This window comes from Curtobacterium sp. ABR8, from assembly GCF_057812125.1.
Genome location: NZ_CM173818.1, coordinates 3265626 through 3288317, shown reverse-complemented (window position 1 = coordinate 3288317; position 22692 = coordinate 3265626). Strand labels below are relative to the sequence as shown.

Here is a 22692-nt window from a genome sequence, read left to right as displayed (position 1 = left end):
CCGAGGTCCCCGGGGGCGTCGCTGCAGCGCCGGTGGATCAGCCGCCGTTCACGTGGATGACGTTGTCGATGCGCTCGATGTTGCCGAACGCACCCCAGTTCAGCCAGCCGCCGTCGCCGTTGTTCGTGATCGATCCGGGGCCCTTGAACCAGTAGATGACGTAGTTGCCGCCCTTGATGTCGATCGACTGTGCGTCCGCGACATCGCCGGACACCGTGATGTCCTGGTTCTTGTTGACCACCGCGACGGTGAGGCGGTCGGGGTTGCCGGCGTTCCAGTAGCCGACGTCGAGCGCTGCCTGCACGGCGCCGCCGCGGTCGCTCTGGTCGTTCACGGCGTCCTTGATCGCGTTGACGATCGCGACCGGGTCGAGGTTGACGTTGACGTTGCCGCCGACGGAGGCCGAGGTGCTCGGTGCGGGCTCGGCGGCCTGTGCCGGTGCTGCGACGAACGCCCCGGCGATGACGGCGCCGCCGAGGGCGGTACCGGCGAGGAGCTTGACGGACTTGCGCTTGAACGAGTTCATGATCGTGTTCCCATCTCTGCAGTGGTGACCCGGTCGGGTCGTCTTGCTCGGACAGGACCCAGCCTGCGTCGCCGGGTCTCCGGCCGCACGCGTTCGGCCAGGACGTTGGACGATCGTCTGACGATCCGTCCAGCGCCGCGATGATGTGCCATCCTCCGGCCCGGCCGCATCGGGTGAGCAGAAGACATCGAATCGGGTCGCGGGACTCGACGTCTTCTGCTCACTCGGCGAGTGGGACGAGCTCGGCGAGCACGTCGGGCGGCCCCGGAAGGTCCACGGTGAACGCGGTCCGGCCCGGCTCGGACGCGACCCGCACGCTGCCGCCGTGCGCCACGACCACGGCCCGCACGATCGCGAGCCCGAGGCCGCTCGTCCCGTGCTCCCGCGAGCGCGAGGCCTCACCCCGGGTGAACCGGTCGAACAGGGTCGGCAGGGACTCGGCGGGGATCGGCGGCCCGTCGTTCGCCACGACGAAGCGGACGACGGCACCGTCCGACGCAGACGCAGACGCAGACGCAGATGCAGACGCAGACGCAGACGCAGACGCAGACCCCGACCTGGGCACCGACTGCAACGACACCACGACGGCGGTCCCGGGCGGCGTGTGCGTCCGGGCGTTGGTCAACAGGTTCGTGACCACCCGTCGGAGCTGCACCTCGTCGCCGGCCACGAGCAGCGGCTCGTCGTCCACGATCTGCAGCGTCCACCGGTGGTCCGGCGCCGTCGCGCGGGCGTCCATGGTGGCATCGACCACGAGCGACGTCAGGTCGACCGGCTCGCGGACGAGCGGGGAGACGGGAGCCCCCGACGCCAGGGCCGAGGCGTCGAGCCGTGCGAGCAGGAGCAGCTCGTCGACGAGGTCGCCCATCCGGACTGCCTCGCGTCCGATCCGTTCGACGTTGCGGTGTACGGCGTCCAGGTCGGAGGTCCGCTCCGACAGCTCGGCGTACGCCCGGACAGTGGCGATCGGGGTCCGCAGCTCGTGCGAGGCGTCGGCGACGAAGGTCCGCATGCCGGCCTCGGCGTCGCGGCGCACCGTGAGTGCCCGGGCGACGTGCCCGAGCAGCCGGTTCAGTGCAGTGCCGACCTGCCCGACCTCGCGGTTCGCGGTCAGGTCGGCGTCGGCGACGCGCGCCGGGATGTCGGTGTCGCCGCGTTCCAGGTCGAGGGCGGTCACCCCGGAGGCGACCGCGGCGACGTGTTCGAGTGGCCGGAGCGAGCGCCGCACGAGCAGTGCGAGCGCCCACGCGGCGACGACGAGGCCGAGCACCGTGACGATCCCGATGACGAGCAGCAGGCGTGCGATGGCGGCGTCCAGGTCGCCGAGGGGCAGCGCGGTGACGAACACGTCGCCGTCGTCCCCGACCGCCTGCACCCGGTAGGTGCCGAGCGAGCCGAGGTCGATCGTCGACGGCTCGGCGCCGCTGTCGACCGCGGTGAGCGTCTTCCGTTGCGCCGACGACAGCCCGTGCTGGTCGCCGTCGCTGTCGGTGTACCCGCCGAGCACGACGACGCCGTCGCGGACGATCGCGACGACGGTGCCGGCGGACTGTCCGGGCGCTCCGATGAAGGCGTTGTCCGGATCCGGCCGATCCGACGACGACGACCCGGGCGGCGGTCCGGTGGGCGCCTCCGCACCGTCCCGGCCGCCGGGGGTCCGGTTCGCCGCCGTCGACAGCTCCGCGTCGAGACGGTCGACGAGGTACCCCCGGAACGCGACGACGGTCACCGCCCCCACGACGACGTTCGTCGCGACGAGCAGCAGCGCCACGGCGGCGACGACCCGCCACCGCAACGACGGCGCCCGTCCGCGGCTCACGTCGTCGGCCGCAGCACGTACCCCGCCCCACGGACGGTCTGCAGCATCGGCTCACGTCCGGCGTCGAGCTTCTTCCGCAGGTACGACACGTACATGTCGACCAGGTTCGACGACGATCCGAAGTCCATCCCCCAGACGTTGGCGAGCAGCTGCTCCCGCGAGAGCACCCGGTTGGCGTTCCGCGCCAGGTGCCGCAGGAGTTCGTACTCGGTCGGCGTGAGCTCGATCGGGTCGCCGCCACGGCTGACGGCGCGGGCGTCCTCGTCGAGGCTGAGGTCACCGACCACCACCCCCACGCTCCCGCCGACCGATGCGACCCGAGCGGAGGTCCGTGCCAGGATCCGCGCGCGGACGAGCAGCTCCTCGATGCCGAAGGGCTTCGTCAGGTAGTCGTCCCCGCCACCCGTCAGTCCGGCGAGGCGGTCCTCGGGGGCATCGCGCGCGGTGAGGAACAGCACACGGACGGCGTCGCGGGAGTCCCGGAGCCGCTCGAGGACCTCGAAGCCGTCGATGTCGGGCAGCATCACGTCGAGGACGATGACGTCGGGTTGGAACTCCCGTGCGGCGAACAGGACGTCGCGGCCTCGGTGCACGGTCCGCACGGCCCAGCCGTCGCCCTCGAACGCGAGGGAGACGGCGTCGGCCAGGGCGTGCTCGTCGTCGACGACGAGGGCGCGGACGGGGGTGCCGTCGGTGCGCAGCAGCGGTTGGCCGGTCACGTCCGCGAGCCTATCCACCGCGCCCTCGTCGTCGATCACTTCGTGGTGCTCAGGTCGTAGACGGTCTGCCCGCCGACCGTGGTCGACTCGTAGTTCGCCGCGACCCACTCCTGGATCGCCGAGGCGGTGGACGAGCCGCCGCCCATCCCGCCGCCACCGGAACCGGACGACACGTAGTACCCGATGTCCCCGTCGGCGACGTACGCCTTGAACTGCGCGAGCGTCGGTGCCGGGTCGCTCGACCAGCCGCCGATCGCCATCACGGCGGTGTCGGTGTCGAGTTCGAGCTGCGCCGCCGACTGCGAGCCGTTCACCGCGGCCGCCCACTTCGCGTCGGACGCCTCGAGCAGCTCCTGCAGGGCGGAGGAGGTCGACGCACCCTCGCCACCACCCCCGGCCTGGAGGCCCGTCCCCGACCCGCCCTCGGAGGTCGCGTCGTCCGTGTCGTCCTGACCACTGCCCGGTGCCGTGCCGGACGTGCCGTCCGGCATCTCCGGCGCCTCGCCGGAGGCACCCTCCGGCAGGGTCCCGCCGGGACCCTGCTGGGAGCCGTCGCCGGCGGTGGAGTCGTCGCTGTCGGAACCGGCGGCCGAACCGCCGGGTCCACCCGTGCCTCCCGGCATGCCGCCGGTGCCACCGCCGCCCATCCCGCCGGAGCCGCTGCCCGCCGGACCGACGCTCGGGATCGAACCGGAGTGCGCGACGGTGGTCGTGGCGAGGGCGTAGGCGGTGGTGCCGGACAGCCCGAACAGGGTGCCGGCGAGGACGCCGATCGTGACGAGCCTGCGCAGCGACGGCACGCTGCCGATGACGATCAGTGCTGCGGACAGCAGGCCACCGGCGAGCATCACCCAGCGCAGCCAGGGCAGCCAGGTCGGGTTCTCGTTCAGCAGGCACCAGCCCCAGAACGCCGTGACGCCGATCATCGCGGCCAGGCCGATCCGGCCGACGAACCGCGCTCGTGCGTGCCAGAGCAGGGCGCCGCCGGTACCGACGAGTCCGGCGATCGCCGGGGCCAACGCGACCGTGTAGTACGGGTGGATCGTGCCGGACATGTACGAGAACACGAGGCCGGTGACCAGGAGCCAGCCACCCCACAGGACGAGGCCGGCGCGGGCCGGGTCGGCGAGGTGGCGGCGGCCGACGACGACCAGGCCGACGACCAGCGCGATGAGCGCCGCGGGCAGGAGCCACGAGATCTCGAGCCCCATCTCGGACGAGAACAGTCGGTTCAGGCCCGTCGAGCCACCGAACGAGCCGCCCGCGGTGCCACCGGTCATGCTGCCGCCCCCGCCGCCGTTGCCCGAGCCGCCGAAGATCCGACCGAGGCCGTTGTAGCCGAACACCAGGTCGAGGACGGTGTTGTCCGTCGAACCGCCGATGTACGGGCGGGACTCCGCGGGCCACAGCCACACGGCGACGACCCACCAGCCGGCGGCGACCACGAGGGAACCCGCGGCGATGAGCAGACCGACCACGCGCCGGACCCATCCGGTGCGGGCGGCGAAGAGGTAGACGAGGCCGAAGGCCGGCAGGACGAGCAGGCCCTGCAGCATCTTCGTCAGGAACGCGAAGCCGAGGGCGACCCCGGCCAGGGCGATCCACTTCCAGCTGCCCCGGGGCAGCGCGCGCACGGTGCAGTACGCGCCGGCGGTCATCAGGAACACGAGCAACGCGTCCGGGTTGTCGAACCGGAACATCAGGGCCGCCGCCGGCGTCGCCGCGACGACGAAGCCGGCGAGCAGCGCACCGACGTTCGCGGTGGTGGTGCCGACGCGGGCGAGGGTGCGGCGGACCGTGCCCCAGACCACGGCGACGGAACCGACGGCCATGAGCGCCTGGGGGAGCAGCAGGCTGAAGCTCGAGAAGCCGAGCAGCCGGGCGGACAACACCATCACCCAGAGCGACGCCGGGGGCTTGTCGACCGTGATGAAGTTCGACGAGTCGAGGGAGCCGAAGAAGAACGCCTCCCACGACTTCGTGCCGGCCTGCACGGCGGCGGCGTAGAAGCTGTTGGCGTACCCCGAGACGCTGAGGTCCCAGAGGTACACCACGGCGGTCACGGCGAGGAGCGCCCAGAACGCCGGCCGGAGCCAGCGGGCGTCCTCGCGCTCGCCGAGGAACAGGCGGGCGAGCGGCTTGCGGCGCCGATCCTGCGCGTCGGTCTGCGCGGAGCCCTTTCGGTCGGTCACGGGTATCGGGTACGTGGTCATGTCGATGAGCATCCGGGGTGTTCCCCGAGCGCGGCACTGCGCCGGCTGTGCGCCGGCTAAGGACGCACGGTGCGCGGTTGGCTGGGGTGGCGCACGCGGGGCTGGCGGGGCTGGGGCGGCGCACGGTGCGCTGTCGTCCGGCCCGTGCCGGGTTGCCTGCCCGGTGCGCGGTTGTAGCGCCGCACGGAGCGAGCAACCTCGCACGGGCCGAGCGAGCGCGCACGGTGCGGCGCCGGTCCCCGGGCGAGCAACCTCGCACGGGCCGAGCGAGCCCGCACGGTGCGCAGTCAGGCGTACCGCTGCGCCGCGTGCAGAGCCGCCCCCGTGTACGAGCCGCCGAACAGGAACACGTGCAGCAGCAGCGGCGCGAGCTGGTGCAACTCGACGCGCTCCTGCCAGCCGTCGGCGAGCCGCGACTCGCGGTCGTAGGCGGCGAGCACCGTCTCCAGCCTCGGCAGCCCGAACAGTCCGAGGAGCGCCAGGTCGGTCTCCGCGTGTCCGCCGTGCGCGATCGGGTCGATGAGCACCGCCCCGGTCGGTTCGGACGAGTCCGTCGGCCAGAGCACGTTGCCCGCCCACAGGTCGCCGTGCAGCCGTGCCGGACGGTCCCCGACCAGCGCCGGCTGCGGGGACCCGAGCGTGCCGTCCTGCACCCGGCCGGCGACCCGGTCGAACACCGCGGCCTGGGCGTGGTCGAGCCCGCCGGCGTCGACGATGCGACGGACGAAGTCGCGGATCCGGTACTCCGCGAAGAACTCGCCCCACGTCGCTGGTGCGTGTGCGGCGTCGACGAACGGGGTGCGGGACCGTCCCATCCGCAGTGCGGCCCCCTTCGTCCAGCCGGCGGGCGGCGCACCCCAGTGGTCGGCGCCCGCGGCGTGGGTGTGCGCGAGGGAGCGGCCGAAGCGCTCGGCCTGCGCAGCGGTGGGGGAGCCGTCGGAGATCAGCTCGAGGTCGAGCACGTTCGGGCTCGGTCGGCCCAGCACCCGCGCGGTCCTGGTGCCGCCCGCGTCCTCGGCGTCGGCGAGCCACCGGAGTCCGGCGGCTTCGGCTGCCGCTTCGTCCGGGGTGGTGAAGGTCTTCACGTGCGTCTCGGCCATCGGTCCATCCTGCCGACGGGTCGTCGACCTCCGTTCAGCGCACGGTCATCCGGCGAGGAACCGCAGATGTCGTTCCACCCGCCCGGCGAACGTCGGGCAATCGGCGTCACGGAGCGCTCCGGGCAGACTCTTCCGTGCGCCGCGGGGACGGCTGGACCAGTACCGCGCCTGCTCGCGTACGACGTCGCGGACGATCCACGGCGCCGAGTCGTCGACCAGGCTGAAGAACTCGTCACAGCGGTACACCTCGTACATCGCTGCATCCGTCGCGCGGAGACCACGGTCCTGCGTGAGGAGGACGTGCGCCCCGCAGGCGATCGCGGCGGCGTGCACGTGCCGGTCGTCGGGATCGGTTCCGTGGTACTCGACCGTGGCGTCGAAGTCGTCGACGAGCTCGTCGACGGAGGCGAGGATCGCTGCTCGCAGCCGGGAGACGGCCGACCCGGGTCGGTCGGGGTGCAGCCGACGGAGGGTGTGCGTGGTCTCGGCCAGCACGTCCTCGGTCGTGTGGAGCTGGAACATCCCGTCGGTGTGGAGTCGGAGCAGGCACGTCCAGTCTCGCAACGTCCGGCTGCAGAAGACGTTCGCATCGACGAAGACCCGCTGAAGCATCACATATCAAGCCTAGTGCGGCCGGGCGTCAGTCGAAGGCATCACCGGAGTCGAGCAGTTCGCGAGCTGCCGCAGCGCGGGCGACCCGTCGTGCGTCTCGGGCTGCGAGGACGTCCGCGCGCCGGAGCCGGTGGTGGGTCCCGACGGTGTGTGCAGCGATCTCACCGCGGCCGATGGCCTTCATCAAGGTGGGTCGGGAGATGCCGATGACGTCGGCGGCGACGGTCGTCGTCATCTCGTCCGGAAGGATGCTCGTCGAGATGCCTGCCCCGTCGGCCATGCTGCGGACGAGGTTCGCGACGAAGCCCCCGAGTCGCTCCGGGAGCACGAGTTCCGTGCCGTCGTCGAGGTGGAGCTCGACGGTCGCGACCTGTCGATCGCCAGCGCGGTCGACGATGTCGACGGCCTCGGCGCGAGCGACCTCATCGACGCGGACGGGCCGTGGCGTCGTCGTCTGGTGCACCGGGTCTCCTTCTCGCGTTCTTTGGTGGGCAACTGGCTCAACGGTACCGGTGTTGCACTTGCAAGTGCAACTCGTCAGACCGCGTCGACCAACGCCTTCGCCAACGGGTGCCAGTCCCGCGACGACGGCCCGCTCAGCACCAGGGTCCGCTCGAGCCGCCTGGCCATCGGGATCATCACGAGGTCCGGTGGCAGCATCACCCGGCCGAGCGTCGGGACGATCGACACCCCCTCGCCCCGTTCGATCATCCCGAACATCGTGCTCATCTCCCGCACCCGGTGGGCGTAGCGGAAGGGGCGTCCGTCGAGCTCGTGCAGCTTCTGGATCTGGTACTCGCACCCGCCGCCGCCCGCGACCAGGCCGTCCTCGTGCAGGTCGTCGAGCGTGAGGGCGGGCAGCTCGGCGAGCGGGTGATCGCGCCGGACGACCGCGGCCATCTCGTCCCGGGCGACGACCACACCGCCGCTCGGCAGCGGGGAGGGGTCGACGAGCACGGCGGCGTCCACGGTCCCGCTCTCCAGCCACTCGGGCATCTCGTCGTCGTCGCCCTCGTAGACCTGCACGTCGACGTCGGGCAGCGTCACCGCCCACAGCTCGCGGAGCCGCGGCAGCAGGCCCTGGCAGACGGTGGGGACGGCCGCGAGGCGCACGGTGCCGCGCGCCGTGGCGGGCCGGACCACCGCCTCCAGGGCGTCGACCGAGGCGAGCACGTTGCGGGCGTGGGCCAGGAGGCGGTCACCGAGGGGGGTCGCGACGGCGACCGCACCACGACGGACGACCGGCCCGCCGACCTCGCGTTCGAGCCCGGCGACTGCGTGCGAAACGGCGGACTGGCCCACGCCGAGCACGGAGGCTGCGGAGGTGAACGACCCGGCGTCGAGCGTCGCGACGAACGCTCGGAGCTGGGGGACCGAGACGGGCATGCGTGCTCCTCATGACGGTATGAACCACATGCGTTTGCCGCATGTGCGGGAGTGGTTCGACACTAGGCCACATGAACGCCCTCCTCTACGGTCTCGTCGCCCTCACCTGGGGTTCGAGCTTCCTGTTCGCGAAGATCGGCCTCGACGGGCTCGAACCGCAGCAGGTCGCCACCGTGCGGACCGTGCTCGGGGGCGTGACGCTCGTCGTCCTGCTGCTCGCCACGCGTCGGCGCTGGCCGCGGGAGCCGCGCGTGTGGGCACACCTGGCGGTCGTCGCGTTCTTCCTGAACGCCCTGCCGTCGTCGCTGATGGCGTGGGCCGAGCAGACCGTGCCGTCCGGACTCGCGAGCATCTACAACGCGACGACCCCGATCATGACGCTGGCCGCACTCGCGGTGCTCGTCCCGTCCGAACGGCTGCGGGGCCGGCAGGTGGCGGGCATCGTCGTCGGGATCGTCGGTGTGCTCGTGCTCGTCGGCCCGTGGGACCTGCTCGGCGACCCCGCGGTCCTGGCGAGCGTCCCGGGACAGGTGGCGCTGCTCGGCATGACCGCGTCCTACGGCATCGGACTCGCCTACCTCCGGCGCGTGGCGGTGGGCAGCGCCCACGACCCGGTCACCATCGCGACGGTGCAGCTCACGCTGGCATCGGGGATGCTCCTGCTGGTCGCGCCCGTCATCGCCACCGGCCCGGTCCAGCTGGACGGGAGGATCGTGGCCGCGATGGTCGCGCTCGGTTGCGTCGGTACGGGGCTGGCCTACGCATGGAACACGCGGCTGGTGCAGGCGTGGGGCGCCGGTCGGGCGTCGACGGTCACCTACCTGACGCCGGTGGTCGGGGTCGCGCTCGGCGTGCTCGTCCTCGGCGAGCGGGTGCGGTGGAACGAGCCCGTCGGCGGGCTGGTCGTGCTGCTCGGCATCGCGCTGGCCTCGGGGGTGCTCGGCCGCCGGAGTCTGCGCCGTCGCGCACGCCCCGCCCGTACGCTGGCCGGGTGACCGCCGGCCAGGACCCCCACGTGGTGCGACTGCTGTTCGCCTCGTCCCACCCCGGACCGACGGTCACGGTCACGGTGCTCGCCGCCGTGATCGCCGCCGCCGTCGGGCACCCGGTCTGGCTCGTGGCGCTGGTCGCGCTGACGGTGGTCGCCGGGCAACTGTCGATCGGCCTGGCCAACGACTGGATCGACGCCGACCGCGACCGTGCCGTGGGCCGGAGCGACAAGCCCGTCGCCCGCGGACTCATCGCCGTCGGGACGGTCCGCGCGGCAGCGTTCGTGACGGCCGGAGCCGCGGTGGTCCTCTCGCTGTTCCTCGGCCCCGTCGCCGCCGTGGCGCACCTCGTGCTCGTCGCCGCGGGGTGGGCCTACGACGCCGGGCTGAAGCGCACCGTGTGGTCGGTCGTGCCGTTCGTCGTCGCCTTCGGACTGCTGTCCGTGGTCGCGGTGTCCGCCGGTCCCGAGGGGCTGTGGCCGGCCTGGTGGGCGATCGCCACCGGCGCGGTGTTCGGTGTCGCGATCCACTGCACCAACGTCCTGCCGGACCTGGTCGACGACGCCGCCACCGGGGTCCGTGGGTTCCCGCACCGCCTCGGGCTCCGGGGCGCCGGGATCACGGCGTTCGGCTCGCTCGTGCTCGCAGCAGCCCTCGTGCTCGGTGGCCAGGTGCTCGGTGACGACCCGGTCCGTGGCGTCGGTGTCGTGCTCGCCGTGATCGGGGCGGTCGTCGTGCTGGCGCTCGCCGTGGTGGGGGTCCGACTGGTGCTGGCGGGACGGGCGTCGCGGACCCTGTTCCGGCTCGTGATCGCGTCGTCCCTGGTGCTCGTCGTCGAGCTCGGCTTCGCCGGGGCGCGACTCGTCGCCTGACGCGCGCCCGCGCGGGTCGCACTGCGAGGCTCGTACGGCGGTGCTCGGGGCCGACGCGAGCCGTCAGGCCCAGCGCATGGCGTAGAGCCGGGCCAGGCCGTGCGCGGTCGGCAGCGACAGGACGGCCCGGAGCAGCGCCTCCCGTCCGATGGTGGCGACGGTGCCGAGCGGACGACCGAGCCCCATGTTCGCCTCGGCCTGCCGGGCCGCGCGGCGGGCAGCTGCCTGGCGGCGGGCGGCGTAGCCGGGCCACGGTCCGGCCACACCCATCCGGACGGCGACGGCGAGCAACGGCGCGAGCTCGGCCGCGTCGAGCCAGCCGAGGTTCATGCCCTGCCCGCCGATCGGGCTGATCTCGTGGGCGGCGTCGCCGACGAGCACCACCCGGCCGACCCCGACGCGGACGGCCGCGCGACGCCGGATCCGGAACCCGCTGAGCATCGTGCAGGTGGACGGATCCGGGGTGACGCCGGTGCGTGCCGTGACGATCGCGGCCAGTCGTGCGGCCGTCACCGGGTCGGGCGCGACGCCGCTCGGGGCGAACGCGAGCGAGTCCGGTACGAGTGCGACGTACCGGCGTCGACCGTGCGGCAGGGGGAAGGACTCGACGACGCCGCCGGGTCCGACGTCCACCAGGGCGGCGGTCCGCGCGTCGGCGTCCTCGGGGTCGGCGAAGTCGCCCATCACGTAGCGATCCGGGTAGTCGCGTCCGGTGGTGCCGATGCCGAGCAGGTCACGGACGACGCTCCTCGCGCCGTCGGCCCCGACCACGAAGGCCGCGCGTACGGCGACCGCTGTGCCGTCCGGGCTGCTGCCGACCGCGTCGACGTGGTCGCGGTGGCGGGTCAGGCCCGTCACCGTCGTCCCGGTGCGCAGCGCGGTCGGGTCCAGTTCGGCGAGCCGGTCCCGCAGCAGGGACTCGGTGCGGTGCTGGTCGAGCGTCGCGACGTACGGGTGGCTGTCCGAGGCGCGGTCGAACGTCAGCGTGCCGAGCGTCCGCCCACGGCTCCGCGCGACGCCGGTGCGCACGAGGGTGGCCTCGGCGAGCACCGGGGCGTCGAGCCCGATCTCGGCGAAGGCGTCCAGGGACGGCGCGTGGATGCCGATGGCGCGGGACCCCTCGGGCGGACCGGGGCGGCGCTCCCACACCTGCACGGTGACACCGCGGGTGGCCAGCAGCGCGGCGAGGAACAGGCCGACGGGACCGCCGCCGACCACGAGGACGTCGGTGCGCTCCGTGGTCACGCGCCGAGCCTACGGTCGGTCGACCGCCGTGCACTCAGCGAGCGGGGTGCACCAGCGCCGTCAGGGCGTCGAGCCGCTCGTGCACGATCGCCGCGAACGGGCGCGCCTCACCCGGGGCGATCCACTGCGCGAAGGACAGGTGGAACACCGTCACGGCGGTCTCGGCGGCCATCGTCGCCGCCGGTTCGGGGACGCCGCGCTCGCGCATGACCTCGCCCAGGCGTGCCTTCAGGGTGGCGAGCTTGCCGAGCTCCCGTTCGCCGAGGGCAGCGTTCGCGTCGATGATCGTCTGCCGGGCCCGTGACCACGACCGGCGGTCCTCGGGGAAGAACCCCGCGGCGGCGTCGAGGGCGCGGCCGACCAGGTCGAAGGGCGCTGTGTCGGCCGGTGCGGCCGCGATCGGGTCCACGAACATCGCGAGGAAGTCGTCCTGTCCGGCGAACAGGACCTCGCGCTTGTCGGCGAAGTGCCGGAAGAAGGTGCGCTCGGTGACCTGGGCCTCGGCGGCGATCCGCGCGACCGTGGTGCCGTCGTAGCCCTCGGACGCGAAGAGCTGCAGCGCGACCGCCTGCAGTCGTTCACGCGTTCCGGGTTGCCATCGAGCCATGCGGAGAGTCTACTGATCAGGACGCTTTGATGACAGCGGCTGACATCGAGTGCTACGGTGATGTCAGTTCATGACATCACCGCCGTGGACACCTGCGAAGGGAAAGCACATGCACGTGTTCGTCACCGGGGCCTCCGGCTGGATCGGCTCCCACACCGTCGACGACCTGCTCGCCGCCGGACACACCGTCACCGGTCTCGCCCGCTCCGACTCGTCGGCCGCCGCGCTCGAGGCGAAGGGCGTCGCCGTCGTCCGGGGCGACCTCGACGACCTGGACGCCATTCGCCGAGGAGCCGCCGAGGCCGAGGGCGTCCTGCACCTCGCCAACAAGCACGACTGGGCGAACCCGGCAGCCACGAACGCCAGCGAGCGCGCCGCGGTCGAGACCATCGGCGCAGCGCTCGTCGGCACGGACCGCCCGTTCGTCGTCGCCTCGGGTGTCGCCGGCCTCGCCCCGGGTCGCCCCTCGACCGAAGCGGACCCCAGCCCGTTCGTCGGCCCGGACAGCATGCGCGGCGGCAGCGAGAACCGCGGGTTCGACTTCGTCGAGCAGGGCGTGCGGACGATCGCTGCCCGCTTCAGCCCGACCACGCACGGCACCGGCGACCACGGGTTCATCGCCGCGATCGTCGGAGCCGCACAGCGCACCGGCGTCTCCGGCTACATCGGCGAGGGCACGAACAGCTGGGCCGCCGTGCACGTCACCGACGCGGCACGGCTCGTCCGGCTCGGCCTCGAGCAGGCCCCGGCCGGCACGCGCCTGCACGCCGTCGCAGAGACCGCGATCCCGACCCGCGCGATCGCCGAGGCCATCGGCGAGGGGCTCGGGTTGCCGGTGACCTCGATCGACCCGGCGGACGCGGACGCGCACTTCGGGTTCATCGGCCGGTTCTTCGGCATGGAGATGTCCGCCACGTCCGAGGCCACCCGCGAGCTCCTCGGATGGCAGCCGACCGGCCCCGGGCTGCTCGAGGACATCGCCGCGGGCGCCTACTTCGACGTGCGGGTCGCGTAGGCGGCGCGGGGCAGTACCGGCACCCGCGGATCGTGAGCAGGAATGGTCGGGTTCCGTCTCCGGACCCGACCATTTCTGCTCACGAAGCGAACGCGAACGCCGCGAACGCGAACGCCGCGAACGCGCTGCTACTCCGCCTTCTGCATCTGCCACGGGTCGGGTTCGCGGTCGCCGTTCGGGCGCACGGGGCGGACGTCACCGACGATCGGGATGGCACGCTTCCGCATGAACCACAGGTAGCGGACGAAGAAGTGCGACAGGGTCGAGAGCCGGTTGCCGTTGCCGAGCAGCGACGCGATGTGCACGACGACCCACGCGGCCCAGGCGATCGGCCCGACCATGGTGATCCCGCCGCGCAGCTGGGCCACTGCGGCGTTCGTGCCGATCGTCGCCATCGTGCCCTTGTCGAAGTACTTGAAGTGCTCGGTGGGCTTGCCCTCGAGCAGGCGCTTGATCTGCTTCGCGACGTGCCGTCCACCCTGCAGTGCCGGCTGTGCCAGCTGGGCGAGGGCCTCGGACTGCGCCGCGATGTCGCCGGCCGAGAAGATCCGCTCGACACCGTTGACACGCAGGTCGTCGCCCACCTGGATGCGTCCGCCGCTCGTCTGCGGCAGGCCCCACCCGGAGACCTCCTTGTGGGCGGCGACGCCGGTCGCCCAGATGACCTGCGAGGCGGGGATGAACTCGCCGTCGGCCGTCATCACGCCGTCGGTCTTGACCTCGGAGACGCCGGTGTTCAGCCGGAGCACGACACCGCGCTTCCGCAGGACCTTGGCTGCGTACCGGCGCAGGCGCGGCGCGAAGGGCTTGAGCAGCTCGCCGCTGCGGTGCACGAGGGTGATCGTGATGGCGCCCTTGTCGAGCTCGGGGTACGCGCCCTCGAGTGCCTGGTCGCGGAGCTCCGCGAGCGCTCCGGCCATCTCGACGCCGGTCGCGCCGCCGCCGACGATGACGATCTTGATCTCGTCGGGGCCCTGGTTCGCCGCAGCTTCTTCCAGCCGGGTGAACAGCTCGTCGCGGATCCGCAGGGCCTGCGAGCGGGAGTACATCGAGTACGCGTACTCGTAGGCGCCCGGGGTGCCGAAGTAGCTCGTGTTCACACCGTTCGCCAGCACGAGGTAGTCGTAGTGCAGGTGCTCGCCGTCGGACATCTCGGCGATGCGTTCGTCGGTCCGGATGCCGGTGAGCAGGCCGTGCCGGAACTCGGCGTTGTCCTGCTTCGCCCGCAGGCTGCGCAGGAAGTAGGTCACGTCGCCCGCGTTCAGCCCGCCCGTCGCCACCTGGTACATGAGGGGCTGGAACATGTTGTAGACGTGCCGGTCGACGAGTGTCACCCGGACCGGGGCGTCCGCCAGCTCGCGCATGGCGGCGACACCGGCGAATCCACCGCCGACGATGACGACGTGCGGGCGGGTGTCCTGGGGCATGCTGATCCGGCTTTCTTCGGTTCGTGAGGTGGTCACCCACGAGGGTACGCGCGCTGTGGACCGCTCCCGTCCACTGCCCGACCGGGAGGCACGGGTCGGCTCCGTCAGGCGTCGAGCCGTGCGTAGGTGCTCACGACGTTCCCCTTGCTCGTCACGGTGCTGTCGACCAGCCGCAGGCGCGTGGCCGGGTCCGTCGGCTCGAAGAGCTTGCGGCCGGCGCCGGCGATCACCGGGTGCACCATCAGCTGCAGTTCGTCCAGGAGCCCTGCGAACAGCAGGTGCCGGACGACGCTCACGCTGCCGCACACCGCGATGTCGGCGCCGTCACGTTCCCTGAGCTCGTGGACGAACGTGCCGAGGTCGCCCGGGATCCTGGTGGTGTTCTGCCAGGTCAGGTCGTCGCCAAGCGTCGTGGAGGCCACGTACTTCTCGATCGGGTTGATCCACTGCCCGAAGCCGTCGTCCGGGTGCGCCGGCCACCACTCGGACCACTCGAGGTAGCTGTTCCTGCCGAGCAGGACGGTGTCGGTGCGGGCCATGAACGCGCCCATCCCGGCCCCGAGCTCGTCGTCGAAGCTGTCGTACTGGAACTCGTACGGGTCCTGCACGACGCCGTCGACCGACGTGAACAGCCCTGCTGTCACCTTGCGCATGGCCGGAGCGTACTGCGGATCAGCTGCCGCTTCCGCCCGGGAACTGGTTCGTCCCGCCGTTCGTGCCGGGCAGCTGCGTGGTCGACCGGGATTGGTCCCCGCCGATCGCGTGCCCGACGGCGAAGCCGATGCCACCGCCGACGAGCAGTGCGGCCAGCCCGATGATCGCCGCGAGGACTGGCCAGAACCACGGCGGCTTCGGGGCACTCGTGCGGTTCGTCGGTGCCGCGGTGCCGAACCAGGGGGTGGCGCCGTTCGGGGCGGGGGTGTCGAGGGTGGCCGTCGAGGTCGGCGTCGGGGCCGAACCCCAGCCGGCCGGAGCCGCTACGGGAGGGGTGCGGGTGGAGCCGCCCGGCGCGTGGCCGTTCGGGGGAGTGGTGTCGCTCATGGGAGGCAGTGCACACCGCGTGCCTATGCGTGGCCGATGACGACGCTGATCCGGTGCTGCGAACCGCCGCGTAGCCTCGGTTCGTGCGCGCCAAGGTGGAGACGATCCGGATCGACGGCCTGCCGGTGCGCCTCCACACCGCTGCGCCCGCCGGCCGGGTACGCAGCGACCTCGACCCCACGGTCGTGCTGGTCCACGGCATCGGGATGTCGCATCGGTCGTTCGCCCGGTCACAGCGTGCACTCGCTGCGACCCACCGCACGGTCAGCGTCGACCTGCCCGGCTTCGGCGGGCTCCCCGCTGCCGGCCGGACGCTGTCGATGGCCGAGCTCGGCGACCTGGTGGTCCGGGCCGTCCGTGCGCGGGGAGCGGAGGACCTCGTGCTCGTCGGACAGTCGATGGGCGCGCAGGTCGTGACCGAGGCAGCCCGGCAGCACCCCGGGGCCGTCGGCTCCGTCGTCCTGGTCAGCCCGGTGATCCCGGTGGAGCGACGGTCCCTGCTGTTGGTGGCGTCCGACCTGTTCCGTGACGGGACGGGCGAAGGACTCCGGATGAACGGGGTGCTCGTCACCGACTACCTGCGGAGCGTCCGGCAGTACGTCCGCGAGCTGCGCCCGATGCTCCGGTACCGGCTGGAGGAGACGATCGCCGACGTGCGCGGACCCGTCCTCGTCGTCCGGGGCAGCGACGACCCGATCGTGCGCCGCGACTGGGCCGTCGGCGTGGCGACGCGCGCGCAGCGAGGGTCGTTCGTCGAACTCCCGGGGCCGCACCACCTGCAGGAGCGGCACCCCGTCGCGTTCGCCCGCCTCGTCGACGAGTTCCGCCGGGCCCAGACGCTGGAGGGCCTCCGATGACCGAGCCGACCACGTCCTCGACGGAAGCGACAGGCACGGGCCGACCCGTGCCTCCCGGCATCCCGCTGGTGCGACGCGCGACGTGGGCCGCACTCGACTGGTGGTACGCGATCACGTGGCAGGTGCGGAGCCTCGGGCCCACCACCGCCGACGACTACCGGACCGGCGACGGTCAACCCGTCGTCGTGATCCCCGGCGTCTACGAGACCTGGCACTTCATGCGGCCGCTCATGGACGCCCTGCACGACCGCGGCCATCCCGTGCACGTGCTGCCGGTGCTGCGCCACAACCTGCGGCCGGTGCCGGTCTCGGCGCGCGACGTGTTCGCGTACCTCGAGGAGCACGACCTGCGGAGCGTCCTCGTGCTCGCGCACAGCAAGGGCGGGCTCATCGGGAAGTACGCGATGACCCAGCTGGACGACCACGGCCGCATCGACCGCATGGTCGCGGTGTCGACGCCGTTCGCCGGGTCCGGCTACGCGCGCCTCGCTCCGGTGCGGCACCTCCGGGTGTTCCGCGCCGCCGACCCCGTGCTGGCGGGACTGGCGCGGGAACTCGACGCGAACGCCCGCATCACGTCGGTCTACGGGGTGTTCGACACGCTCATCCCCGAGGGCAGCGAGCTGTCGGGGGCGACGAACGTGCGGCTGCCGGTCGGCGGGCACTTCCGGATCCTCGGCGATGCCCGGACGCGCGCCGCGGTGCTCGCCGCGGCCGACCCGCGCTGAAGCGCCCCCGTCCCGTCTCGTCCCGTCTCGTCCCGTCTCGTCTCGTCCTGAGGTTCCGAAATCTCGGCATGTCGGCGCTCGGATCGCCGCAGTTCGGAACCTCGGCGGCGATCATCCGGCGTGTTGTGGAACCTCGAGACGTGGCCGGCCTGTGTCAGGCCCCGGGCAGGAACAGGCAGAACGGGTGCCCGTCGGGGTCGAGCAGCACCCGGACGTCGTCCTGCGGTTGGAACGCGGCCTGCGTGGCACCGAGTTCCTCGGCACGGGCGACGGCAGCCGACAGGTCCTCCACCTGGAAGTCGAGGTGCAGCTGCATGCCGGGAGCGTCCGCGGTGCCGGGCCAGGTCGGGGCGACGTACTCGGGCTCGAACTGCACGGACAGGCCGGGGCCGTCCGCGGGACGGATCCGGGCCCAGGTCGGGCCGTCCTCGTACACGGTCCACCCGGTCAGGGCGCCGTAGAACCGGGCGAGCGCGATCGGCTCCGGGGACTGCAGGACGGTGGCGGCGAGCGTCGGCATCGAGGCGTCTTCGCTGGTCATGCCGCGCAGCGTACGCCGAGCAGCGGTCGGAGCTGTTCAGCGGCCGGAGCTGTTCAACGGTCGGCGACGCTCGCGCGCTCGACGATGCGGTGCGGCACCACGACCGTCTCGGGCGGCAGGTCCCGGTCCTCGATCCGCCGGGTGAGCAGGTCGAGCGCCGCCGTCGCGAACGCCCGTCGGTCGAACGACACCGTGCTGAGCGCGGGGATCGCGTACGCCGCTCCGTCGATGTCGTCGAACCCCATGACGCTGACGTCCTCGGGAACGCGGACACCCCGGGCCGCCAGGACGTGCAGCACACCGAAGGCGATCGAGTCCGTGAACGCGAACACGGCGTCGGGCAGCGGGTGCTCGTCGAGCCAGGTCGCGAAGGCCGTCGCCGCCGAACTCGTCGTCCAGGACGGCAGTGGTACCCGCAGCGCGGGGTCCGGTTCGATCCCGGCGCTCGCGAGCGCGGCGAGGTACCCGCGCTCCCGCAGCTCGCTCGTGGCGGTGGCCTCGGACGCGCGGGCGGCACCGACGATCGCGATCCTGCGGTGGCCGCGGGACACCAGGTGGGCGGTGACCTGCTCGGCGGCGGCCCGGCTGTCGATGTGCACCTGGTCGACGTGCTCGGGTTCGACCTCGCCGATCACGACGGTCGGCGGCAGCCCCTCGGTCGACGCCAGGACGCTCGCGCTGAGCGACACCGGGTTGAGCACGAGCCCGTCGACGAGGTGGGCGCGTGCCCGTGAGACCAGCTCGCGCTCGCGGGCCGGGTCGCTGCCGGTCTGGTCGAGCTGGACGACCCACCCCCGCTCGCGCGCGAGTTCGACGAACCACTGCGCGAGCTCGGCGGAGTAGGCGCTGCCCATCTCCGGCAGCGTGAGGGCGATCGCCCCGGACCGGCCGTTCCGCAGCCCGCGGGCGGACAGGTTCGGCACGTAGTCGAGCTGGGCGACGGCACGCTCGACCCGCTCGCGGGTCTCCGGGCGCACCACCACGCCGCCGTTGATGACGTTGGAGACGGTCTTCGGCGACACCCCGGCGAGGGTGGCCACGTCCCGCACGGTTGCGCGCATCGGGACGAGCGTAGCGCGGGCGGTCGCCGGTGGCCTCGTGTCGTCGAGCTGCGGGTGTGCGCTCACTGGAGCGTTACAACGATGGAAACGTTTGGCAACGGATTGCCACCGTGTTGCCCCGCGCGCCAGGGTCGCTGCAGGAATCCAACGGAGGAGGCCACCGAGTGACGAAGCTCGACGACAGCGCGACGACCGCCGCGCACACCGCACCGCCGCCGCACCCCGGGCTCCGACGGCGTACGACCTGGCAGCGGATCCGGCGCGATCGAGTGCTGTTGCTGATGGGCCTGCCGGGCGTCGCCCTGTTGCTCGGGTTCCACTACCTGCCCCTGCTCGGCAACCTCATCGCCTTCCAGGAGTACCTGCCCTTCGTCCCCCTCGGGCGCAGCCCGTGGGTCGGGGTCGAGAACTTCGCGGTGGTCTTCGACGGCGATCCGGAGTTCCTCGGGGCGCTCCGGAACACCCTCGTGATCACGCTCGTGCAGGTCGTGTTCGTGTTCCCGGCGCCGATCATCCTGGCGCTCATGCTCAACTCGCTGCTGTCCGAGCGGATCAAGCAGGTCGTGCAGTCGATCCTGTACCTGCCGCACTTCCTGTCGTGGGTGATCGTCGTCGCGGTGTTCCAGCAGATCCTCGGCGGCTCCGGGCTCGTGAACAACGCGATCCGGGCGGCGGGTGGCGACGCGATCGACTTCCTCGGCAACCCGAACGGCTTCATCGCGCTGCTCACCAGCCAGGTGATCTGGAAGGACACCGGCTGGGCGACGATCCTGTTCCTCGCCGTGCTCTCCCAGATCGACTCGAGCCTGTACGAGGCGGCGAAGATGGACGGCGCCTCGCGCTGGCGGCAGCTCTGGCACGTCACCCTGCCCGGCATGCGCGGCATCATCATCCTGCTGCTCATCCTCCGGCTCGGCGACTCGCTCACCGTCGGGTTCGAGCAGATCCTCCTGCAGCAGGCCGCGGTCGGTCGAGCGGCCAGCGAGGTCCTCGACACCTACGTCTACAACAACGGCGTGCTCGGCGGACAGTGGGGCGTCGCCGCGGCCGTCGGACTCGTCAAGGGCGTCGTCGGCGTGCTGCTCGTCCTCGGCGCCAACAAGCTCGCGCACGTCTTCGGCGAAGCGGGCGTCTACCAGAAGGAGTCGCGATGAGCGCCACCCGGAGCGTGACCGTGCCCGCGGGGGCCACCCGGAAGCACCGCCCGTTGGACGCCCCGCCGCTGCCCGGACGGCTGCTGACCGGGTTCGTCCTGCTCGTGATCTGCCTCGTCGTCCTGCTGCCGTTCCTCGGCATCGTGTCGACGAGCGTCGCGCCGTCCAGCCAGGTCAACGGTGCCGGGGGCTTCGTGATGTGGCCGACCGGGCTCGACTTCAGTGCCTACGAGAGCATCTTCGCCGGTGGCGTCGTCACCCGGGCACTGCTCGTCAGCGTCGGCATCACCACGGTCGGCACCCTGATCAGCCTGTTCGTCACCGCGATGCTCGCGTACGCGCTGAGCCGGCCGGGGTCCTACGGACACGGGGTGGTGCTGAGCCTCGTGCTCGTCAGACTGTTGTTCGCGCCGGGGCTCATCCCGAACTACCTCGTCGTCAAGCAGTTCGGGCTGCTCGACTCGTACTGGGCGCTCATCCTGCCCACGGCACTCAGCGCGTTCAACGTCATCGTGATGCGCTCGTTCTTCATGGCGATCCCGCGAGAGCTCATCGAGAGCGCCCGCATCGACGGCGCCGGCGACTTCGGCGTCTTCCTGCGGATCGTGCTCCCGCTGTCGAAGGCCGTCCTGGCGGTCATCGGCCTGTTCTACGCGGTCGGGTACTGGAACGCCTTCTTCAACGCCCTGCTCTACATCAACGACACCGCGAAGTGGCCCCTGCAACTCGTGCTGCGCACCTACGTCATCAACAACGCGCAGCTCGGCGGCGCCGACCTCGGCACGAGTTCCGACGCGCTGCCCCCGCAGGCGTCGATCCAGATGGCGATCCTCGTCGTCTCGATCGTCCCCATCCTCATCCTCTACCCGTTCCTGCAGCGGCACTTCGCCAAGGGTGTCCTGACCGGCGCCGTGAAGGGCTGACACCATGACGACCAACGCACCACGGGGCATCACCCGCCGCGGCCTGATCGCTGGCGGTCTCGGGATCGCGGCCACGGGCCTCCTGGCCGGTTGTGACACCGTCACCCGCTCCACCGACGTCAAAGCGATCAACCGGGCCGTGACCCTGCCGGACTACGTGCCGTGGGCCGGCGGACCGGACCCGGTGCTCCCGAAGACCAGCGCGCTCATGCCCTCTGCGTTCCGACGCATCCCGTCGGACCTGGTGCCGACCGACCGGGTACCCGGCGACGGGTCGACGCTGCACGGCAGCGTCCCGACGAACTCGCCCGTCCCACCGTCGAAGGGCAGCAACCCGTACTGGCAGGGCCTCGACGAGCGGATGGGCGTCGACCTCGACCTGACCATCACCCCGAACGCCGACTGGGGCAACAAGTTCGCCACGCAGGTCGCGGGCGACACCCTCGGCGACGTGTTCACGGTGTTCGGCACGTTCTCGTACCTGCCGCAGTTCCTCGAGGCCAAGGCGGCGAACCTCACCGAGATCCTCTCCGGCAGCGGCGTCCGGGACTACCCGTACCTGGCCAACCTGCCCACCGCGTCCTGGCGCGGCACCGTGTTCTCGGGCGGCATCTACGGCGTCCCCGTGCCCCGCGGGCCCCTGACCACCGGTGTGCTGCACCGACGGCAGGACCTGTTCGAGCAGCTCGGCGTCGACCCGTCCTTCCGTGACCTCGACGAGTTCGAGGCGCTCTGCCGCGAGGTCTCCGACCCGCGGCGCAACCGCTGGGCGCTGGGCTCCGTGCCGACCAACATCCTCGCGTCGATGTTCGGTGTGCCCAACCAGTGGGACGAGCAGGGCGGCCGCCTGACCCACATGTACGAGGTCGACGCGTACCAGGACATGCTCGAGGCCTCGCGGAAGCTCCTCGCCGACGGCCTCGTCCACCCGGACAGCGTCACCGCCTACAACGGCAAGGTGTGGTTCGTGCAGGGCTCGGCGCTGATGCTCCAGGACAGCTACAGCGCGATCCCCGGACTGCTGCAGCAGGCCGAGCCCGGCAGCGGGTTCCGCATGACCATGGCGCCGTTCGTCGGGCCGGGCGGCGCGAAGCCGAAACCGTGGCTCGGGGACCCGAACAACGCGATCACCGCACTCGCGGCCGCGCCCGAGGAGCGCATCCGCATGCTGCTCGGCGTCCTGAACTGGTGTGCGTCGCCGTTCGGGACCGAGGCCTGGATGTACCGGAAGTTCGGCATCGAGGGCCGGGACTTCGACTTCCGCGACGGCGCCCCCGTCCTCACGAAGACGGGCAACAGCGAGACCGCGCTCGGTGAGTTCCCGCTGCAGTACTTCACGGAGTGCCCACTGCCGCTCTTCTACGCGGGAGCCCCGGAGATGACGGACGTCGTCTACGAGTCGCTGTCCTCGTGGTTGGACGACGGGATCACGAACCCCACCTACGGGCTGTACTCGCCGACGAACTCCACCAAGGGACCGGCCATCGGGACCTCCGCCACGAGTGCGATCAACGACGTGCTGCTCGGCCGAGCACCGGTGTCGGGGTGGAAGGCCGTCGTGCGCGACTGGCGCCGCCGGGGCGGCGACGCGATGCGGCGCGAGTTCGAGCAGGCGTTGGAGGCGCGCGCGGGCGTGTGACGCCGCCGTCGTGGCAAGACACCTCCATGTCTCCGAGACGCCGCGCAGTTCCGCGGCGTCTCGCCCACACGACGGCGTCTTGCGTGGCCCTGGACTCGGGGCGAGCAGACGGGAGGCCCGTGGCGGGGTCCGCCACGGGCCTCCCGTCCGTCAGCGTGGTTCGGCCAGCCCGAGGCGCAGCGCAGGAGGCGCGAAACCGATCCGCGTCGGGGCCGATG

23 protein-coding genes are annotated in these 22692 nt (G+C 72.1%); 8 read left to right on the top strand and 15 right to left on the bottom strand.

The window, feature by feature from the left end:
• Positions 1-37: 37 nt before the first annotated feature.
• From ACXKZB_RS15660 to ACXKZB_RS15625, 8 genes are all read right to left on the bottom strand, one after another.
• Positions 38-526 (bottom strand): hypothetical protein, encoded by a 489-nt coding sequence (locus tag ACXKZB_RS15660; RefSeq protein ID WP_111084734.1) that lies wholly within the window; start codon positions 524-526, stop codon positions 38-40.
• A 220-nt stretch (positions 527-746) separates the two neighbouring features.
• Positions 747-2345, bottom strand: a complete 1599-nt coding sequence (locus tag ACXKZB_RS15655) for a sensor histidine kinase (RefSeq protein ID WP_488823764.1) — start codon at positions 2343-2345, stop codon at positions 747-749.
• On the bottom strand, positions 2342-3064 hold the full coding sequence (locus ACXKZB_RS15650) for a response regulator transcription factor (protein WP_488823763.1): 723 nt from the start codon (positions 3062-3064) through the stop codon (positions 2342-2344). Before ACXKZB_RS15650 ends, ACXKZB_RS15655 begins: the two co-directional genes overlap by 4 nt.
• Before the next feature lie 35 nt (positions 3065-3099).
• Positions 3100-5256, bottom strand: a complete 2157-nt coding sequence (locus ACXKZB_RS15645) for an ArnT family glycosyltransferase (RefSeq protein WP_488823762.1) — start codon at positions 5254-5256, stop codon at positions 3100-3102.
• Between the two features lie 308 nt (positions 5257-5564).
• Entirely contained in the window at positions 5565-6377 is an 813-nt protein-coding gene (locus ACXKZB_RS15640) for a fructosamine kinase family protein (RefSeq protein ID WP_488823761.1), read from the bottom strand.
• 45 nt (positions 6378-6422) lie between these two features.
• Positions 6423-6989, bottom strand: a complete 567-nt coding sequence (locus tag ACXKZB_RS15635; protein ID WP_261783943.1) for a PIN domain-containing protein — start codon at positions 6987-6989, stop codon at positions 6423-6425.
• 28 nt (positions 6990-7017) lie between these two features.
• Positions 7018-7452 (bottom strand): excisionase family DNA-binding protein, encoded by a 435-nt coding sequence (locus ACXKZB_RS15630; protein WP_488823760.1) that lies wholly within the window; start codon positions 7450-7452, stop codon positions 7018-7020.
• Between the two features lie 74 nt (positions 7453-7526).
• On the bottom strand, positions 7527-8375 hold the full coding sequence (locus ACXKZB_RS15625; RefSeq protein ID WP_488823759.1) for a LysR family transcriptional regulator: 849 nt from the start codon (positions 8373-8375) through the stop codon (positions 7527-7529).
• Positions 8376-8446: 71 nt separating this feature from the next.
• On the opposite strand from ACXKZB_RS15625, the gene ACXKZB_RS15620 reads away from it, so the two are divergent.
• Complete coding sequence (locus ACXKZB_RS15620; RefSeq protein WP_488823758.1) at positions 8447-9370, top strand: DMT family transporter; 924 nt, start codon at positions 8447-8449, stop codon at positions 9368-9370.
• Positions 9367-10236 carry a UbiA family prenyltransferase gene (locus tag ACXKZB_RS15615; RefSeq protein ID WP_488823757.1) on the top strand — a complete coding sequence of 290 codons (870 nt, stop codon included), beginning with the start codon at positions 9367-9369 and terminating at the stop codon, positions 10234-10236. Before ACXKZB_RS15620 ends, ACXKZB_RS15615 begins: the two co-directional genes overlap by 4 nt.
• A 63-nt stretch (positions 10237-10299) precedes the next feature.
• On the opposite strand, the gene ACXKZB_RS15610 is transcribed toward ACXKZB_RS15615, so the two are convergent.
• Positions 10300-11481: an FAD-dependent oxidoreductase gene (locus ACXKZB_RS15610; RefSeq protein ID WP_488823756.1), complete on the bottom strand. Its 1182-nt coding sequence runs from the start codon at positions 11479-11481 to the stop codon at positions 10300-10302.
• 34 nt (positions 11482-11515) lie between these two features.
• Complete coding sequence (locus ACXKZB_RS15605) at positions 11516-12088, bottom strand: TetR/AcrR family transcriptional regulator (RefSeq protein ID WP_488823755.1); 573 nt, start codon at positions 12086-12088, stop codon at positions 11516-11518.
• A gap of 109 nt (positions 12089-12197) precedes the next feature.
• On the opposite strand from ACXKZB_RS15605, the gene ACXKZB_RS15600 reads away from it, so the two are divergent.
• On the top strand, positions 12198-13103 hold the full coding sequence (locus ACXKZB_RS15600) for an SDR family oxidoreductase (RefSeq protein WP_488823754.1): 906 nt from the start codon (positions 12198-12200) through the stop codon (positions 13101-13103).
• A gap of 128 nt (positions 13104-13231) precedes the next feature.
• On the opposite strand, the gene ACXKZB_RS15595 is transcribed toward ACXKZB_RS15600, so the two are convergent.
• The 3 genes from ACXKZB_RS15595 to ACXKZB_RS15585 form a co-directional block, all read right to left on the bottom strand.
• Positions 13232-14566, bottom strand: coding sequence for an NAD(P)/FAD-dependent oxidoreductase (locus ACXKZB_RS15595; protein ID WP_488823753.1), 1335 nt, complete (start codon positions 14564-14566; stop codon positions 13232-13234).
• A gap of 68 nt (positions 14567-14634) precedes the next feature.
• On the bottom strand, positions 14635-15183 hold the full coding sequence (locus ACXKZB_RS15590) for a dihydrofolate reductase family protein (protein WP_488823752.1): 549 nt from the start codon (positions 15181-15183) through the stop codon (positions 14635-14637).
• Between the two features lie 19 nt (positions 15184-15202).
• Entirely contained in the window at positions 15203-15571 is a 369-nt protein-coding gene (locus ACXKZB_RS15585) for a hypothetical protein (RefSeq protein WP_488823751.1), read from the bottom strand.
• 83 nt (positions 15572-15654) lie between these two features.
• Here ACXKZB_RS15585 and ACXKZB_RS15580 point away from each other — a divergent pair, with 83 nt between their 5' ends.
• Together ACXKZB_RS15580 and ACXKZB_RS15575 are read left to right on the top strand one after the other, a co-directional pair.
• Positions 15655-16428, top strand: coding sequence for an alpha/beta fold hydrolase (locus ACXKZB_RS15580; RefSeq protein WP_488823750.1), 774 nt, complete (start codon positions 15655-15657; stop codon positions 16426-16428).
• Positions 16425-17156, top strand: coding sequence for an esterase/lipase family protein (locus tag ACXKZB_RS15575; RefSeq protein WP_488823749.1), 732 nt, complete (start codon positions 16425-16427; stop codon positions 17154-17156). The genes ACXKZB_RS15580 and ACXKZB_RS15575 overlap by 4 nt, the downstream gene beginning before the upstream one ends.
• 154 nt (positions 17157-17310) lie before the next feature.
• Here ACXKZB_RS15575 and ACXKZB_RS15570 read toward each other — a convergent pair whose 3' ends face one another.
• Together ACXKZB_RS15570 and ACXKZB_RS15565 are read right to left on the bottom strand one after the other, a co-directional pair.
• Entirely contained in the window at positions 17311-17697 is a 387-nt protein-coding gene (locus tag ACXKZB_RS15570; RefSeq protein WP_261783940.1) for a VOC family protein, read from the bottom strand.
• Positions 17698-17750: 53 nt separating this feature from the next.
• Positions 17751-18758, bottom strand: a complete 1008-nt coding sequence (locus ACXKZB_RS15565) for a LacI family DNA-binding transcriptional regulator (RefSeq protein WP_456796082.1) — start codon at positions 18756-18758, stop codon at positions 17751-17753.
• Positions 18759-18922: 164 nt separating this feature from the next.
• Between ACXKZB_RS15565 and ACXKZB_RS15560 the strand changes: the two genes are divergently transcribed.
• The 3 genes from ACXKZB_RS15560 to ACXKZB_RS15550 are packed head-to-tail and all read left to right on the top strand — an operon-like array spanning position 18923 to position 22474.
• Positions 18923-19912, top strand: coding sequence for an ABC transporter permease (locus ACXKZB_RS15560; RefSeq protein ID WP_488823748.1), 990 nt, complete (start codon positions 18923-18925; stop codon positions 19910-19912).
• Complete coding sequence (locus ACXKZB_RS15555) at positions 19909-20835, top strand: carbohydrate ABC transporter permease (RefSeq protein WP_488823747.1); 927 nt, start codon at positions 19909-19911, stop codon at positions 20833-20835. The genes ACXKZB_RS15560 and ACXKZB_RS15555 overlap by 4 nt, the downstream gene beginning before the upstream one ends.
• Before the next feature lie 4 nt (positions 20836-20839).
• On the top strand, positions 20840-22474 hold the full coding sequence (locus ACXKZB_RS15550; RefSeq protein ID WP_488823746.1) for a type 2 periplasmic-binding domain-containing protein: 1635 nt from the start codon (positions 20840-20842) through the stop codon (positions 22472-22474).
• Positions 22475-22692: the final 218 nt, after the last annotated feature.